This is a genomic window from Chitinophaga agrisoli, from assembly GCF_008386695.1.
Taxonomy (GTDB): Bacteria; Bacteroidota; Bacteroidia; order Chitinophagales; family Chitinophagaceae; genus Chitinophaga; species Chitinophaga agrisoli.
In genome coordinates this window covers 1,654,936-1,671,189 of record NZ_VUOC01000004.1, presented here as the reverse complement: position 1 = coordinate 1,671,189, position 16,254 = coordinate 1,654,936, and the positions used below count along the sequence as shown (strand labels likewise).

The 16,254-nt window shown below is 49.9% G+C and carries 14 protein-coding genes; 7 read left to right on the top strand and 7 right to left on the bottom strand.

Annotated features, from left to right (window positions below; translation table 11 throughout):
- Positions 1 to 5 precede the first annotated feature (5 nt).
- From F0L74_RS25780 to F0L74_RS25765, 4 genes are all read right to left on the bottom strand, one after another.
- Positions 6 to 3,158, bottom strand: a complete 3,153-nt coding sequence (locus tag F0L74_RS25780) for a DUF6603 domain-containing protein (RefSeq protein ID WP_149840784.1) — start codon at positions 3,156 to 3,158, stop codon at positions 6 to 8.
- 58 nt (positions 3,159 to 3,216) lie between these two features.
- Positions 3,217 to 3,954: a hypothetical protein gene (locus F0L74_RS25775; RefSeq protein WP_149840783.1), complete on the bottom strand. Its 738-nt coding sequence runs from the start codon at positions 3,952 to 3,954 to the stop codon at positions 3,217 to 3,219.
- A gap of 32 nt (positions 3,955 to 3,986) precedes the next feature.
- The gene (locus tag F0L74_RS25770) at positions 3,987 to 4,721 is read right to left on the bottom strand and encodes a tail fiber protein (RefSeq protein ID WP_149840782.1); all 735 of its coding nucleotides are present in this window, start codon (positions 4,719 to 4,721) and stop codon (positions 3,987 to 3,989) included.
- Positions 4,722 to 4,873: 152 nt separating this feature from the next.
- Positions 4,874 to 5,887, bottom strand: a complete 1,014-nt coding sequence (locus F0L74_RS25765) for a heme-binding protein (RefSeq protein WP_149840781.1) — start codon at positions 5,885 to 5,887, stop codon at positions 4,874 to 4,876.
- Between the two features lie 449 nt (positions 5,888 to 6,336).
- Between F0L74_RS25765 and F0L74_RS33390 the strand changes: the two genes are divergently transcribed.
- The 7 genes from F0L74_RS33390 (at position 6,337) to F0L74_RS25735 (ending at position 11,942) form a co-directional block, all read left to right on the top strand.
- A complete protein-coding gene (locus F0L74_RS33390; protein ID WP_188316160.1) occupies positions 6,337 to 6,513 on the top strand; it encodes a hypothetical protein in 177 nt (58 codons plus the stop codon).
- 11 nt (positions 6,514 to 6,524) lie between these two features.
- Positions 6,525 to 7,535 carry a bestrophin family protein gene (locus tag F0L74_RS25760; RefSeq protein ID WP_149840780.1) on the top strand — a complete coding sequence of 337 codons (1,011 nt, stop codon included), beginning with the start codon at positions 6,525 to 6,527 and terminating at the stop codon, positions 7,533 to 7,535.
- An 80-nt stretch (positions 7,536 to 7,615) separates the two neighbouring features.
- Positions 7,616 to 8,074, top strand: a complete 459-nt coding sequence (locus tag F0L74_RS25755; protein WP_149840779.1) for a carboxymuconolactone decarboxylase family protein — start codon at positions 7,616 to 7,618, stop codon at positions 8,072 to 8,074.
- A 39-nt stretch (positions 8,075 to 8,113) separates the two neighbouring features.
- Positions 8,114 to 8,455 (top strand): YciI family protein, encoded by a 342-nt coding sequence (locus F0L74_RS25750; protein ID WP_149840778.1) that lies wholly within the window; start codon positions 8,114 to 8,116, stop codon positions 8,453 to 8,455.
- Positions 8,456 to 8,471: 16 nt separating this feature from the next.
- Positions 8,472 to 9,716, top strand: a complete 1,245-nt coding sequence (locus F0L74_RS25745; protein ID WP_149840777.1) for an RNA polymerase sigma factor — start codon at positions 8,472 to 8,474, stop codon at positions 9,714 to 9,716.
- 80 nt (positions 9,717 to 9,796) lie between these two features.
- Positions 9,797 to 11,089, top strand: coding sequence for an NAD(P)/FAD-dependent oxidoreductase (locus F0L74_RS25740; protein ID WP_149840776.1), 1,293 nt, complete (start codon positions 9,797 to 9,799; stop codon positions 11,087 to 11,089).
- Between the two features lie 73 nt (positions 11,090 to 11,162).
- Positions 11,163 to 11,942 carry a succinate dehydrogenase cytochrome b subunit gene (locus F0L74_RS25735; RefSeq protein ID WP_149840775.1) on the top strand — a complete coding sequence of 260 codons (780 nt, stop codon included), beginning with the start codon at positions 11,163 to 11,165 and terminating at the stop codon, positions 11,940 to 11,942.
- Between the two features lie 57 nt (positions 11,943 to 11,999).
- Here F0L74_RS25735 and F0L74_RS25730 read toward each other — a convergent pair whose 3' ends face one another.
- The 3 genes from F0L74_RS25730 to F0L74_RS25720 all read right to left on the bottom strand — a co-directional run bounded on the left by F0L74_RS25730 (position 12,000) and on the right by F0L74_RS25720 (position 16,062).
- Positions 12,000 to 12,356 carry a YciI family protein gene (locus F0L74_RS25730; protein WP_149840774.1) on the bottom strand — a complete coding sequence of 119 codons (357 nt, stop codon included), beginning with the start codon at positions 12,354 to 12,356 and terminating at the stop codon, positions 12,000 to 12,002.
- Positions 12,357 to 12,391: 35 nt separating this feature from the next.
- Positions 12,392 to 13,147 carry an SDR family oxidoreductase gene (locus F0L74_RS25725; protein WP_149840773.1) on the bottom strand — a complete coding sequence of 252 codons (756 nt, stop codon included), beginning with the start codon at positions 13,145 to 13,147 and terminating at the stop codon, positions 12,392 to 12,394.
- Between the two features lie 221 nt (positions 13,148 to 13,368).
- Positions 13,369 to 16,062 carry a sigma 54-interacting transcriptional regulator gene (locus F0L74_RS25720; protein ID WP_149840772.1) on the bottom strand — a complete coding sequence of 898 codons (2,694 nt, stop codon included), beginning with the start codon at positions 16,060 to 16,062 and terminating at the stop codon, positions 13,369 to 13,371.
- Between the last annotated feature and the right edge of the window lie 192 nt (positions 16,063 to 16,254).

Below are 16,254 nucleotides of genomic sequence, written 5' to 3'. Positions count from 1 at the left end.
GTCTGCTATACTTTTTTGCCTGTTTCGTTTTTATACTGGGGCAAACCTCCCAGCTGTACTATCACCGGTGCTGCGCTTAATGCGTTTACCCATTCCTGGTGGCTGCCGGTTTCTGCTGTTTGCATGCCCTGTGCCTGCAGCGCGGCGGCTATGAGGGCCTGCCTTTTGGCGGTGATGGCGGCATCGTTGAGCTTACTGATGATGACGGTTTTTATAGGATCGCTGTAGGCGGTATTATCCGGGCCGGTTAATGCGGGTATATAGTCCCATTTTAATGATCCCGATACGACGGTGAATTTGCCGTTAAGGTCAAACCCCGGGGCCTCTGGAGGCAGGGGCGTTTCTTTAGCGGTGATCATTACGCCTTTGATCGCCTTTTTCAACAGCTTTACATCTTCCGGGGCGTTGTTGCCGCCGGTAGCCTGCTGCGGGTCCCATAAGGAGCCTGGTACGCCGGCCGCATAGGTAGCATAGCTGGGCGCCAGATCGCCACTCAGCGGCTGGTCATTCAAGCGCATGTCTACGCGGAGCGCTGAGGGGAGGCTGGTTTCCTGCATGGGACGGATGCCCAGGGTTGTGTTACGGTCTGCATACTGCAGCGTAACCCCGTCCACCTGCATTTTTGTATCTGCCTGTATTTCCTTCACCGTGCCTGTGCTGTCTGGTACGTTCACGGTGGTCAGCGGCAGGGGCGCGTCTATATTTATCTTTAGCTGGTGCGGGTTGACCAGCAGGTATTTGGTCTGGCCAACGGTGTATTCATTAATGATACCTGCGTTGACGATGATCTCCGGCCTGATCTTGTTGCCGGTATTGGCCGGGAGGAACTGCTCTTTGAAAGCGGGCCATTTCAGTTTTTCCTTTTCCTGCTTATCGGCACTGCCAAAGGGTATGGTGAATGAAAAGATGGCCCAGTTCACATGGGCTTCTCCTGCAAATGGCGGTCCCCAGATATGGAGCTGCGCGCCCATTTCGAGGCTGTAGTGAACGGTAAACAGCCAGGCGTCTATATCCGCGGTGATCTTTACGCGGATGCCCAGATCAACATCGTACTGGAAGGGGGCCCAGGCCATGATCATATCTACCCAGGCCGTTAAACTGGCGGTAAGGAAGCTGAGGCTGAAGGTGACCTCCAGGCGGCCGCCGGCCATAATGCTGTCTGGCGTAAGGGCATAATACAGCCCGCCTTTGATCTGTAGCTGGTTGGATATTTGCCAGTTGAGGCCCAGGCGGTCTACATCCGGGTAATGTTGCGGCTTATTGAATTTAGGATGGTATCCCCCTAAAGTAATTACAAAATCCCCCTCATGGGGGCCTTTTACCCAGGCGTAGAAAGCAAAGCCGCCGGTAAGCTTACAGTTCCTGTCGAAAATGTAAGAGTTGGGAGTAAGCATGGCCTCTACCGCTATCACATCGCTATCCGGACCAAAGCTGGCTTTAACGGCCAGTTCCACATAGGCGATGGCGTTGTTCCTGGAAGGCCAGGCGAGTATAGATAAACCCAGTATGGCAAATTCAGTACGGGTACCAAATTGCGCCATTACCAGTACAAATGATTCTATGATCTTAAAGGAGGTGAATTTTATACCTACCGCCAGCCAGTAATCGCCGGGCGACGCAGGGATCCATTGCTGGTTCACCAGATCCGCCAGTATAGCGTTGAGGGTTTTATTGGGATCCGGGTTTAAGGCCATGGTCACCAGCGGGAAGTTGTTGACTTCCCTGATGGCGGGCACTTTTAACCTGCGGTTGTAGCCAAAGCCGGCTGCAATACCTGTTACAAAGAAAAAGGCAGGGCCGCCAATAGCGCCGGCATACATGGCGTAGATGAACAGGGATACGGATCCATCCGGCTGGGGCGCTATGAGTTTGCTATAGGCGCCAATACCGCTAACGCTGAAGCTTGACAGCGCCAGCTGGGCAGATCCATAGTAGGAATATTCCTCCACGTCTTTTATAGGCGCTGTTCTTAAGAACATGCCGCTGATACGGATGGGGTCTTTGGTGTATGACAGGCCAATGCCGTCTAAATAGAATTCCGGCATAGCGGGCGGGAACTTCCATTCCAGTTTAAAGCCCAGGCCCAGGCTTAGCAGCTGCATGCCCATGCCTGCCATCAACATGGAGGCATCGAGGAGCAGCACCACTTTGCCCTCGTTAAACATAAAGCCCAACCGCTGTAAGGTTACCGGGCCAATTTGTTTATCTACTTTGGTCCATTTTGCTTTGGCGGCTATTTCTCCGGCGAGGGAGGTTACCGGCGTTGTGCTGTTGGCTGTTGCGGGTGGATAGGTTTTACCCGGGCCATCGTTCAGCGCATAATACTCCTCCTTGCCGTTGATGAGCAGCTGGGCGGAGATGTTGAAACCTGTTGTGATGTTAATGCCGGGAATTTCTTTAAAGGGTTTTAATTCATCAGGGGTAAAGTTGCCGCTGGCATACAAGGCCAGTACTTCTTTGAAGGCAAAGGCATTGTCTTTGGTAAACAAAGGACCGGCCAGCGGGAGGTCTTTCACATCCAGCTCCAGGCCTGCGCCCAAACCAACCAGTAGGGCGGTTTTACCATCTTGCTGTTTGCGGTATAATAAGAAGGCTTTAAAAGGATCAATGTCCAGCTGTGCGTCTGGGATAACGTTAGGATCGCTGAACAGGCGGCCGGCGATCTCCCTGAAATTAAGGGTGGTTTTGCCATCGTGCAGGTAGCTGGCATAAAGGTACCAGTCATCTGCCGCTTTTACATATTGCAGGGCGAATTGGTGTTGATCTATGTGTAGCGTACCGCCAAACGTATAAGCGCCTTTTGCATAACTGGCCTCCAGGGTAACCTCCATCTGTTTGTTATTGATGGTAAGTACGCTTTCGAAGCTGATGCGGAACTCAGCTGACTGTTCGCCTGTGCCGTATGTGACAGATAACGCCCGGATGGCGGGCAGCTTATCCAGGAAACCGGGTATTGCTGTATTATCGCCGGGGGCCAGGGCTTTGAGCAGCGCAGGGAAGCTAACGCCTTCCTGCTTACTGGCTGTTAGCGCGGCGTATACGGACTTTTCGGCGCCGTTTATCCGTACGCCTAAAGTAATGTCGAACTCAACCGCATTGGGGGCGCCAATGCTGGTAGCGCCTGTGATATCCAGCAAAAGAGGTGATGATGCTGCCATAAGATGCAAGACCTGTTGAGGGCAACATCCCTCAACAGGTAATTAATGATACGATCGTTTATACTGCTGGTTCGGGCACTCCATTGGTTTCCGGCTGCGCAATGGCTTTAGGGGCCTCTTTAGGCGCCGGAGTCGTAGGTACGTTGGTAACCCTGAAACCTACCTGTTTAATAGTGATGTTGCCAAATGTAATAGATTGTTTCGCGGCAGATTCCACCCAGAAATCAAAGGTCTTCTGGGTAATGTTGACATAGAATTTTTTGAATTCCAGGATAAATTCACCCGGTTGGGTATCTCCGTCCAGTTTGGGCAGTTCTACGGTAGCGCCGCTATCGCCATTGTCTTTGATCCAGCTGATGAGGCCATTCAGATCAAGCTTGCTTACGCCTTCCGTACTGTCTACTTCATTGCTGAAGTCAATGATCGTATCGCCTTTAAGATTTTGCGGGGTTATCATATTACCGATCCTTACGTTCACGTGTGCTACAGCATCGCTGTTCTTGGGCCCAATTTCAATTTGCCCTGTCAGGTCTACGCTGTATTTAGAAACATTTGTGAGCCCGCTGATAGTGGCGGTTTTTTTATTGGTGTCTATGGCAAGCGTTCCACCTACCGCACGGGGACCGTTTGTCCAGGTTACCCCTATATTGCCGGCGCCGGCCAACGGGGTCCAGCTAGCTTCTGTGATGTCATTAAGCACAATTGTTTCGGCAAAAACGATGCTGTCGAACTTGGTCAGATCGGCATTGGGAATGGATTTGCCATTGGTTAGATTTTTAATTTCCGTGATAGGCATAGCATTTTGTTTAATGGTTTATTGGGAATGTGTTAATATTTGATGATATAGTTCAAGGCTATCCATTTGGGGCGGTTTTTGCCGCTGGAATTGCCGGTTGTGAACTGCGGGATATCTACTGTTACCTGGTGAGTGTGCGCTCCGGCATTCTGTGTGGTTTGGTCTGAGACGCTGGGTGAGCCCCTGTCTATGCCGTTGATCTTGTCAAAACCTGACGAGGGGAGGGATCTATCATACCAGGCGCTGGGCATTTTATGATTGTGGCTACCTGCCTCCATGGTAGTGGGCGTTATAACGGGTGGTTTTGCGGTATGGTTATGCACATCCGGGTTACCCTGTTTAGCGACGCTTTCACTTGCATCGCGGGGATCAGCGCCCATGATAAACGTTCCGCGGAGATCAGGCACTCTGAACTTATCATTACCATCGCTGCCGTACATAACACCGATGACGGCAAAAAGATCTTTCTGATCGCCGGTCTTTGCATACGATGTTCCATCGCAGAGTAACCAGCCGGCCGGCGCCACGCTGCCTGCATATTGCAAGATGGCGCCGGCCGGCATTACCGGGCCTGTTTTGTCCATGATGCGGCCGTTCACTTTGAGGGTTCCCTGCACCTCTAATTTTTCTGAGGGCTGGTCAACGCCGATGCCTACATTGCCATTGGGCAGGATATTTAAGGCGTTGGTGCTGGTCTGTGCGTGTAGCGGAATGATCACGGTGCTACATAAAAGAGCGATGATAAGCGTTTTCAAGGAATGCCCCATTGCAGTTGTTATTTATGGTATAGGTGATGATGTGTTGCTAAATATAGATCTTTCTGTTCAGCTATGCAACGCAGGTATGATGCTATAGCAGGAAAATGAGGATTGATCACCCTCATTTTCCTACCGGTTATATGTTTTAGATCAGCCGCGTTTTACAGTTGCGGTACGCCCTCTGAAGAGCCAACTGTGTCTCCCATGGCTTTCAGCTGGGGCATTCTCCTCATGGTGTTGATGGTGATATGCGGCCAGATGACCGGCGTTACGGAGCCTACCGGCGGGAATACCAGGTTGATGGTCTGGGAATATTGTAAGAGCTCTGTTTCGCTGCCGCCGGATATGTTTTCGATCCAGAAGGTAGCATCCATGGTGGTAGCGGTAACATTGCTTTGTATAAACGGGATATTGAGGATGCCGCCTGTTGCATCCGGGTTTTGTGTAGACATATCGAGGGTGGTCATATTTGTTATGGACCCCGTGCCTACTATCTCTTCTAATGAGGACTTCAGGAAGGCGTTTGGATCTACCTGGTTAAAAGCCGGGAACTGTCTTTTGCCAATGATCTGATCATTGTAGCCAAGACCATTGGGATTGGTACCGTCCAGGTTTACGCCTTTAGCGGATAAAGTGGGGAAGAAGTCTGTGCCGGGATTAGTCTCCACTGAAGACGCGCCCAGGGCCAGCAATGCATTGCCGTGCGGAACGGTACCTAAACGGGCAATATTAAAGCCGCCGTTGAAATTAGTGATGTACAGGAAAAGCCCGGTCTCTGCGTGGATCACCGTACCGTTACTAAAGCCCCTGCTGTTGCAAAAGTCCGTATCACAAACACTGATGATCTGCTGTTCATAGAACAGGCCAAAGATCTCCTGGTCGAACTGGTTGCCGTTGAGCACCGGTCCGCGGTTACCTGCCTGTACAGCTACTGCGGAGAATTTCAAGTTTTCCTTGTAGGGGATCACTTCAAAAACAAAGCCGTTACCACCCGGTACAGAGATCACGTTCCAGCCGCTGGCGATGGGCTGGATGGCGCCTTCATTGGTGGTGGTCAATGGTACGCTTTCCCATTCACCGATCAGTTGTTGTAACGGGCCCAGGTCGGTTTCGGTTAAGGCGGCGGCAGGTACAAAGCGGGCGCCCATGCCAAAGCGGTTTAATTGATCAGTCATGTGTATGTGGTTTTTAAGTTGAGGGTATTATGGTTGTGGTGTTTGTATGTGCTGTGGATCCGGTGACTACCACGGTAGGTTGCTGTACTGATGCATGATGCGGGAATGGCACATGACATGAGGGAAATGGTATTATAAGGGTGATAGTAACAGGATATAGTTTCAAATTTAAACGTTTGATCCAACATGCGCATTGTTACCGGCACGACATACGGATATATATGCCTGAGTGGTTCCTGTGCTGGTATTAACGGCTTAATTGCTTATAGCTGCCTCCTCCACGAAATACAGCGGATAATATGACAATTTACGATATATCGTAAAAATAAATTTACGGACTTTATTGCAACTATCAAATAATCAATTTGTTAATCTAATGGCATGCGGGTTGCAAATCCTTTTGTGCCATTATGAAGACAGATCTCATTTCAACCTAAAAAAACAAAATTATGATAGCGGTATTCCAAATCATTCAGCGTTTTTTGGCCGGCAAGCCTATAACGCCGGTTGTATCAGAAGTGCAAACGGCCCTGGAGCCGGTACGCGAAGAAAATGCGACCCAGGGAGTAGAGTTCCTGGATGATATTATTATGGAGGAGGATCAGCCGGAGGAGGAAACGAAATAAACAACGATCATATGCACATAGGCAAATCCTACAAATTATCTGATTTCCTGAAATGGACGAGAAAGAACATCTATACGCTGATCATCCTGGGCTTCATTCCTGTACTGTTGTATCATGTGTTAGATCTAAAGTGGCTGGCGATACCCTGGACGGTGGTATCGTTATTAGGCACTGCTACGGCATTTATTGTAGGCTTTAAGAATACGCAGACCTACAGCCGTACCTGGGACGCGCATGGCGTGTGGACAGGCATTGTGAGCACCAGCAGGATCTGGGCGATCGCCTGCCGGGATTACCTGCATGATATGGACAAGACAAGGTTATTATACTACCGTCATTTTGCGTGGTTAACGGCGCTGCGGCATCAAATGCGGGAGAACCGGGTATGGGAGGTGCAGGATAAGCGCGCCAACTCAGAATACCAGCGGTATTATTATTCCATCCCGGAACGGGCTATGACCATTGAGGGCGCGCTGGCCCAACACCTGCCGGAGGACGAGCTGGCCTATATATGCAGCGTTAATAATAAAGCCGCGCAGATCTTATCCCTGCAAAGTCAAACCCTGAAAGAGCTCTATGATAGCCAGGTGATCGTTCCCGCGCAGTTCCTGGATATGGAAAGGGCCATTAGCACTTTGTATACGCTGCAGGCGCAATGCGAGTCTGTGAAAGAAACGCCTTATCCCCGGCAGTATTCCATTATCAACACCATTTTCGTGTGGATCTTCTGCTTTCTGCTGCCGTTTGGCATGCTGCAGGAGTTTGACAAGCTGAACAACAGCGTTACAGGTTTTATGCAGGGGCATATGATCTGGCTGGTGGTGCCTTTCAGCGTGCTGATATCGTGGATGTACACCTCGCTGGTGCAGGTAGGCGAGAGCACGGAGAACCCTTTTGAAGGCAGCGCCAATGATGTGCCTATTTCGCAGATCTGCCGCACCATTGAAATAGACCTGCGGGAGATGCTGGGCGAAACGGTATTGCCGCCACCCCTGGAAGCCGAAAATGATATTTTAGTCTAACCGGAAAAAAATCTGCGGGATTTTGTCCAATTGAGAAAAGCCAGTTGTTATTCAGGTATAACCAATAAAATTCAATAAACATGGAACAAAGGATCAATTTTCATGAAAAGGGACAAGGCGCTTTAAAGGCACTCTATCCCATAGGCGCGTATTTAAAGAAATCTCCTGTAGAGGCGAAATTGCGGGAGCTGATTGAGTTCCGGGTATCCCAGATCAACGGCTGTGCTTACTGCCTGGATATGCACTCCAAGGACCTGCGCGCCCATGGCGAAACAGAGCAACGTTTGTATGCGCTGAACGCATGGCGGGAAACGCCTTTCTTTACAGACCGTGAGCGGGCTGCGCTGGCATGGGCTGAAGCGGTAACCGCCTGTAAAGTTCCGGATGAGGTATTTTTGAAAGTAAAAGAACATTTTACGGATGAGGAGATGGTTGACCTGACCTTATCAATTTCTGCCATTAATACCTGGAACCGCTTTAATATTGCATTCCCGATGCCAAGCGCGGTAGGTACCTACCAGGTTGGGCAGTTTGCCTGATAAATTATATGACAAGCCGCTTATTAAATGCTACCACATATGAATGAATTCTTATTAGTATTTCGCAGGGATTATAAGACCAGGGAACAACAGCCATCGCCTGAGGAACTGCAGGCGCACCTGCGCCGCTGGCGGGAGTGGTTTAACACGCTTACCGCGGAAGACAGGCTGGCGCGGCCTGCACAGCCGTGGGAGGGTAAAGGCAAGGTGTTAAAGCATGATAAGAGCGTAACGGATGGCCCATATGCGGAGATAAAGGAATCCATAGGCGGTTTGGTCATTATTAAAGCTGCGGATTATGACGAAGCTGTGGAAATAGCGAAAGGATCGCCCATCCTGGAGCTGGGAGGCACTGTAGAGATAAGGATGGCAGCGTTATAAAACAGCGGCCCAACAAATGGAGGAAAAGGAATTAATACCACATTTATTCAGAACAGAGTACCAGAAAATAGTTTCGGTACTCTGTTTCCTGTTTGGTATTGAGCATATAGAGCAGGCCGAAGATATTGTGAGCGATACCTTCCTTTCCGCCACGGAATCGTGGAGCGCAAAAGGGGTACCTGACAATCCAACGGCATGGTTATATGCGGTGGCCAAGAACAAAACAAAGAACTGGCTGAAAAGGAACTCTTTTTTCCAGGAGAAGCTGATGACTGATCTGCGATACAGTACGCCAAAGGATGAAGAGATCACCCTGGACCTCTCGCCGCAAAATATTACAGACAGTCAGCTAGCCATGATGTTTACGGTATGCCATCCTTCCATACCCAGCGAATCACAGATAGCCCTGGCCCTAAACCTGCTTTGTGGATTTGGCGCGCAGGAAATTGCGGACGCCTATCTGACGAACAAGGAAGTGATCTATAAAAGGATCAGCCGGGCAAAAGAACGATTAAAGGAAGCCGGTATAAAAATACAACAGCCTACGCTTGCTGAAATAAACGAGCGGCTGGATGCGGTGTTGAAAACCCTGTACCTGCTTTTTTCCGAGGGGTACTATTCCATTTCCGGGAATGCGGTATTGCGTAAGGAGCTATGTGTAGAGGCGATGCGGCTCAATTACCTGCTGGTAGAGAATGTGCACACGAACAAACCGGCTGTGAACGCGCTGCTGGCGCTGATGTGTTTTCACGCCTCGCGGTTTGACGCCAGGATGGATGAGAGAGGGGAGGTGGTGCTGTACCAGGACCAGGACGAAACCCTGTGGAACCGGGAGCTTATTGAGCGAGGCGAGTATTACCTGCATGAAGCCGCCGCCACCAGGAACATTACCAAGTATCACCTGGAGGCAGGTATTGCCTACTGGCATACGCATAAAGAAAACTCTCCGGAAAAATGGAATAATATTCTCGATCTTTATAACCAGCTGCTGATATTGGAGTATTCGCCTATTGCCGCATTAAACCGTACTTTTGCGCTTGCCAGGGCCCGGAGTAAACGGGAGGCGATCATTGAAGGCGAGAAGCTGCAGCTAACGGATAATTATTTCTACTATTCCCTGTTGGGGAACCTCTATACTGATGTTGACGACCATAAAGCGCTTAAACACTACGAAAAGGCTTTAACGCTGACCCATTCAGCGGCTGATAAAGCCTTGATGACAAAGAACATTGAACAATTAAGGCGCCGGCTGGGCAACTAGCTGACGCTGATCCACGGAAGGCTGGCAGGAACGTATACGCGTTCACGGCCGGTCATATTCACACTATAAAACCATTCATCATGAAAGAAAATGGGGTTCCCAAAAAACACATTGTCGTAATAGGCGGCGGTTTTGCCGGGCTTAATTTTGCGAAAAACCTGTTCCACAACAAGTACTATGCGGTAACGGTAGTTGATAAAAACAACTACAACTATTTTACGCCGCTGTTATACCAGGTGGCCACCAGTTTCCTGGAGCCTGCGAGCATCAGCTATCCTTTCCGGAAGCTGTTCCGGAACAAACAGATCAGTTTCCGGATGGCGGCGTTGCTGAAGGTAGATACGGCCGCCAAACGGCTTTACCTGAGCGATGGCGGGGAGCTGCAGTATGATATACTGGTTTTTGCCGCCGGCTCCCGTACCAACTTTTTTGGGAATGAGGCCTTGCGGGAAAAGACCTATTCGCTGAAGGGGATAGATGATGCGCTTTTTATGCGGAATGAGCTGATCAAAACAATGGAGCGGGCCTCGCTGGAGCAGGACCCTGTAGAGCGGCAACGTTTGCTGACCATTGTGATAGCAGGCGGCGGCCCTACGGGCGTGGAGGTAGCCGGTATGCTGGCGGAAATGCGGAAATACATCATGCTGCGTGATTACCCGGGCCTCAAAGACGCTAAAGGGGATATACATGTTATTGACGGCGCCCCATACCTGCTGGCGCCTATGAGCGATAAATCGCATGCGGCGGCCTTAAGGGCGCTGGAAAAACTGCGGGTGAAGGTTACGTTAAACACGCATGTGAAAGGCTTTGAGAATGACGAGGTACTGCTGTCAGACGGTACCGTGATAGCCGCCAAGACCCTGATATGGTCCGCCGGCGTAATTGCCAATACTTTTGAAGGTATTGACCCCAAGAGCATAGGTAAAGGCAACCGGATGGTCACGGACGCTTTTAACCGGGTGCAGGGGTATGAGGACGTTTATGCCATTGGCGACATTAGCATACAGTTTACAGATAAGCTGTATCCCAATGGCCATCCGCAGCTGGCACAACCGGCTATCCAGCATGGCGCCAGCCTGGCAAAAAACCTGCTGCGCATAGCCGCCGGGCGTGAACCAAAGCCATTCAAGTATTTTGACCGGGGAGATATGGCTATTATAGGGCGGCAGATGGCAATGGCGGACCTGTTTAAGCATAAGCTGCATCTGGGCGGTTTGCTGGGGCTCATGAGCTGGTTGTTTATACATGTTGTTTCACTGGTCAACTATAATAACAAGATCAAGACCCTGTATAACTGGGCGGTAGCCTATACCACCCGGGATCAGGCGCTGCGCATGATCTTCCGGTCAGAGAACCGGGAGAACCGTTGTTAAGCGGCTGCATACACCACACACCGGGGCCAGCTTCCAGGGGAGCTGGCTTATACATTAAATCAAATTATGTACTATGATTAATTTCAAACAATTCTTCCGTTCCACCATCGGCAGAAAACTGATCATGTCTATGACGGGTCTGTTCCTCTGTCTTTATCTTATTGTACACGTGGGTGGCAATCTTACTTTATTTGCGGGAGATGAGGGGTATAATTTTAATATCTATGCCCATTTTATGACAAATTTTCCCCCGGTTGAAATTATAAGTTATGTGCTGTATATATCTATACTTATACATGCTTTTTATGCATTAATGCTGACGGTCAAGAACTGGCAGGCAAGGCCTGTAAAGTATGCGGTATCCTCCAAAGCGCCTGTAAAATGGGCATCGCTGAATATGGGATTGTTAGGCAGTATTATTTTCCTGTTCCTGGTGGTGCATATGAGCAATTTCTGGGGGCGGTATAAGTTTACAGACATTGGCTACCGGGAGTACCGGACCAACCTGCTAACGCGCGAGCGTACATCTGCCGTGTATGAACCAGCCAGTAAGGCGTTTGAGTATGCGGTGACTACGGAGGGTGATGTGGAGATCGTGCGTGTAAAGGACCTGTATGCCCTGGTAGCGCATAGTTTTAGCCTGCTTTGGTATGTGCTGTTATACTTGGTGGCGACATTAGCGGTATCTTATCATATGTACCATGGTTTTCAAAGCGCATTCCGGACGGCGGGGCTGGTGCATAGCAGGTATACGCCTGCCATACGGGCCACGGGTATATGGCTTTTTGCGGTGATCATTCCGCTGGCATTTGCATCTATGCCTATTGTGTTCTATATAAAAAGTTTGCTGTAACAAATAAAGCCTTTACGTTTTTGTAAAGGCTTTATTATCTATTTTTCAAAACCGCGCTCAGGCTGCGCTGATGGCCATCCGTATTTCTACGATGGCGCCGTATTTAATGATAGGGCAACCCCTGGCAATCTCCACTGCTTCATCATAATCCTTTGCCTTTATGAGAAAAAGGCCGCCGATGGATTCTTTTCCTTCCGCATAGGGACCGGCGTATACATGATCTTTTGCTTTCACCTGTTTTATTACGCGGCCATCAACATCCCAGCGTTTGGGAGGGGCTACCAGCCGGTTCTGAGCGGCGATGCTGGCTACCCACTCCTGGTAGGGTTTCATGGCCTCCCTCATTTGTTCCGGAGAGGGCGCGGGGTTGTCGCTGGTCAGGTCCCTATAGATCACTAATAAGAATTCCTGCATTATTGGGTGTTTTTGATTTTATAATTGCTTTCCGGTTAGACCTTAACCGGGCGGGTAGCGAACCAGTTTTCAAAATTGATCTTGCCAATGCGTGCTCCGGGACCTGGGACCAGCGATGTATCGTCCACCATGCCGCCAAAATAGGGCGCTTCCGGGTCTGACACTACACTACGCGGATCATTCACCCGGTTTAAATAGATACCCACCAGGTCTGCCATGCCAAATTTTTCAGGGCCGGCTATCTCCACCATGCCGTTAATGGGTTGGCCCAGCGTAACATCCGCCATAGCGTCTGCCACATCATCTGATGAGATAGGCTGTATAGCAGCGGGGGGCAGATGGATATCCTCTCCTTTGGCTGCGGAAGCGGCGATACCGCCCAGGAACTCAAAAAACTGGGTAGAATGTACAATTGTGTAGGGGATGCCTGAAGCCCTGATGATGTTTTCCTGCGCCATCTTTGCCCGGAAGTAACCATTTCCCGGAGGTCTTTCTGTACCCACTACGGATAAGGCCACATGGTGTTTAATGTTAGCGGCGGTTTCTGCCGCCATCAGGTTTTTGCCGGAGGTCTCGAAGAACTCCATAACGGCTTTGTCTTCAAAAGAGGGGGAGTTGGCCAGGTCCACTACGATGTCTGTGCCTTCCATTACTTCCGCCAGGCCTTCCCCGGTGATGGTATTAACGCCGGAATTAGGTGATGCGGGTATTACTTCGTGGCCATGCGCGCGCAGCCTGGTCACTAATTTGGAGCCTATAAGGCCGGTGCCCCCAATTACAACTATTTTCATGATCTGGGTTTTTAATAATGCCTGTATACAGGCCGGTTTAACAATATGTACCAGTACCGGGTAATGTGCAATGATAATACGCTACCCGTTGCGCTTATTAGATTACAAGCGGGATGCCATGTAGGTAAGATGTTGTTAATTAGTTAGTTGTATGGAAAATGGCTGTCTGTTTTTCACGGTATTAAGCGAATTGGCCTTGGTTTCGCGAAATATAGTGAAGGTTATTTCATAAAATAATCCGCTTTTGAGATACCCAGTTTTTTGATCTTGGAGTGGAGGGTAGTACCTGGGATCTCCAGGATCTCCGCGGCGCCGCCAGCGCCAGAGATCTTACCGCTGCACCGTTTAAGCACATCAACGATATAGGCGCGCTCGATCTGTTCAAGCGTGGCGTTTGAGAAAACAGGGGATTGGGCGCTCTCGCCGGGCTGGTGGCGGGGCAGGTGGATTTCCTTTAGCATATGGCCATCGCATAAAAGGATGCTTCTTTCTATGAGGTGCTCCAGTTCCCTTACGTTACCGGGCCAGTGATAGCTTTTTAGTTCCTGCAGTACTTTGGCGGAGAGGCCATTTACTTTTTTACCGGTGTTCTTACTGAATTTAGCGACAAAGAAATTAGCCAGCGGCGCTATGTCTTCCTGCCGTTCCCGCAGGGGGGGCAGGTTGATGGGGAATACATTCAGCCGGTAATAGAGGTCAGAGCGGAAGCGGCCTGCCTGTACCTCTGCTTCCAGGTTACGGTTGGTGGCGGCAATGATGCGCACATCTACCTTGATGGTCGTCCGGCCGCCGATCCTTTCCAGCTCCCGTTCCTGCAGCACGCGTAACAGTTTAACCTGGAGCTCCGGCGGCATTTCGCCAATCTCATCTAAAAACAGGGTGCTATGGTTAGCCAGTTCAAACTTGCCAATGCGCCGGTCTATAGCGCCGGTGAAAGCGCCTTTTTCATGGCCGAAAAGCTCGCTTTCTATCAGGTGGGCCGGCAGTGCGGCGCAGTTCACCTTTACCATTAGCTTGCCTTTACGGGGGGATGCATTGTGAATGGCCCTGGCGATCAGTTCTTTGCCGGTGCCGGTTTCGCCCAGCAGCAATACGGTGGAGGAGGATTCCGCCACCTGTGAGATAAGGCGGTAGGTCTTTTGCATTTGCGCGCCGCTGCCTATGATCTCTGAAAAATTGTAGATGGTCTGGATCTGCTCTTTCAGGTAATCGTTCTCTATTTCCAGTTTCTGTTTATAGGCCAGGATCTTTTCATTGGCGCGGATGTTGGAGATAGCGATGGAGATCTGGGCGCAGATACCTTTGAGTATGTTAAGATTGATATCATCCGTAAGCAGCCAGATAGTACCCAGGTTGGTGTTCCCTACGCGCAGGCGGGCCCCAAAGGTATTGGCCATGCCGGTGCTCTGCCAGAGGGGGATATAGGGGCTTGGGTTGCCCTGCCGCACCTCTTCCGCAATATTGAAGATGACCGGTTCCTCGCTATTCAGCACCCTTGCGGAGAGGGCTTCATGTATATCAATGTTCTTAGCAGAAAGTGAAGTGAAGGTGGTCTTCATTTTTTCGAACATGGTCTCATCATACATGTACGGGCTAAGCGTAAGGCCATCATCCTCCAGGATGCGGATCATGGGCAGCTTTACATTCAGTACCTGCTGCAGCACGCGGAAGATGGCCTGTTTCAGCTCGTCTTTTGTACGCACGGCCGCTATATCATGACTGAATTCGAGCAGGAAAGATTTTTCATTCTCCCTTCTCAGGATCTCTTCATTGGCAGATATATTGCTGGCGGCCGTAAAGAGCTGGCTGGATATGCGTTGGATAATATTTGCCGCCGTTGGGCCAAAGGTGCCCGTTTTTGGCGCAAATAACATGAGCCCATACCTGGCGGATCCGTTGCCGCCCAGGATCTTTACGATCATTTCCCTGGCCCCGGCTTCGTACTGCAGCTTACACCAGGCAGGCATGGTGTCCATGTTGAGAGTCTGCATATCGAAGATGAGCGGTTTGTAATACAGCGATGCTATATCGTAGATGCCGTCATCTACCGGGATGGAAAGGGCTTCGCTGCAATCTGTGAGCTCGCTGAGCCGGGCCTCTTCATCCACCAGGTAGGCTTTGTAATACTCCAGTGTTTCATCCATCACGGTCATCATACTATGTGAAAAGCAAATGAGCTCCCGGAGGCTGGAGGTAATGACCTTTAGCAGGTCCTGGCGGGTTCTGACCTTGGCCATTTCATTGCTCAGGGATAACAGTACTTCATTGATCCATTCTTCATGGGCTATCTCCTCATTTTTTATGATGTTGGTCACGGCGCTGGAGATCTGCGGCGCAATGCCTTTTATAACATTCCTGAATTCGTCTGTAAAGCTGGTGGTATCCGCAGCGTACATATGCAGGAAGCCGATGGGCTGCTCCTTGCTTTTCAGGGGCGTCAATAATATTTCCCGGATGCCTGCTTCATAATTTAACCGGAGGAAATCGGGATTTCCGGGAACATCCATAATATCCCTGATGATAAAAGCGGTAGGCGCGTCATTTGTCAGTACCTGCTGGATAAGCGGGCTATCTACCGGGTAATGGGCAGTTATCAGCGCCGGATAAGCATGGTGACTTTCCACGGGGGATGGAGCAGGATCAAGCAGGAAGGGGGTATAGGTCTGCGACGCGTAGTTGATGAGGGTAATAAGGGAATGGGAAAACGGGTACAGCTCCCTGATCCTGGAAGAAAACAGGAGGATCAGGTCGTTTTTCTCCCGGACCTTGGTAAGATCATCGCCCAGCGCCAGGAGTACGTGACGTTCTTTTTCCAGTAACCTGATGTGTGGGTCAGATATGATAATATCAGGGTCATTTGTATGGCCGGCTGTTTCCGTGAAGCTGACTGCTGTAATGCTCTTCCTATTTTTCATGCTATAAGTTGACAGATAGATAGCTTAAAGGTTCAGATCCCAATCATAGACAATTGAGATCTGTTATCTGGACAATTATAGCCCAGATTTCTGGAGTTGTCAATAATATAGCTATTTAAATCTGAAAATCAAAATGTTGTATAGCGGGTATAAATGAATTGTGTTTTTTGTTGATGTATGGCGGCTCCGGGT

Excerpts from the sequence above, each read along its gene's own strand:
- F0L74_RS25780 (WP_149840784.1), bottom strand. The coding sequence starts at position 3,158 with ATGGCAGCATCATCACCTCTTTTGCTGGATATCACAGGCGCTACCAGC.
- F0L74_RS25775 (WP_149840783.1), bottom strand. The coding sequence starts at position 3,954 with ATGCCTATCACGGAAATTAAAAATCTAACCAATGGCAAATCCATTCCC.
- F0L74_RS25770 (WP_149840782.1), bottom strand. The coding sequence starts at position 4,721 with ATGGGGCATTCCTTGAAAACGCTTATCATCGCTCTTTTATGTAGCACC.
- F0L74_RS25765 (WP_149840781.1), bottom strand. The coding sequence starts at position 5,887 with ATGACTGATCAATTAAACCGCTTTGGCATGGGCGCCCGCTTTGTACCT.
- F0L74_RS33390 (WP_188316160.1), top strand. The coding sequence starts at position 6,337 with ATGATAGCGGTATTCCAAATCATTCAGCGTTTTTTGGCCGGCAAGCCT.
- F0L74_RS25760 (WP_149840780.1), top strand. The coding sequence starts at position 6,525 with ATGCACATAGGCAAATCCTACAAATTATCTGATTTCCTGAAATGGACG.
- F0L74_RS25755 (WP_149840779.1), top strand. The coding sequence starts at position 7,616 with ATGGAACAAAGGATCAATTTTCATGAAAAGGGACAAGGCGCTTTAAAG.
- F0L74_RS25750 (WP_149840778.1), top strand. The coding sequence starts at position 8,114 with ATGAATGAATTCTTATTAGTATTTCGCAGGGATTATAAGACCAGGGAA.
- F0L74_RS25745 (WP_149840777.1), top strand. The coding sequence starts at position 8,472 with ATGGAGGAAAAGGAATTAATACCACATTTATTCAGAACAGAGTACCAG.
- F0L74_RS25740 (WP_149840776.1), top strand. The coding sequence starts at position 9,797 with ATGAAAGAAAATGGGGTTCCCAAAAAACACATTGTCGTAATAGGCGGC.
- F0L74_RS25735 (WP_149840775.1), top strand. The coding sequence starts at position 11,163 with ATGATTAATTTCAAACAATTCTTCCGTTCCACCATCGGCAGAAAACTG.
- F0L74_RS25730 (WP_149840774.1), bottom strand. The coding sequence starts at position 12,356 with ATGCAGGAATTCTTATTAGTGATCTATAGGGACCTGACCAGCGACAAC.
- F0L74_RS25725 (WP_149840773.1), bottom strand. The coding sequence starts at position 13,147 with ATGAAAATAGTTGTAATTGGGGGCACCGGCCTTATAGGCTCCAAATTA.
- F0L74_RS25720 (WP_149840772.1), bottom strand. The coding sequence starts at position 16,062 with ATGAAAAATAGGAAGAGCATTACAGCAGTCAGCTTCACGGAAACAGCC.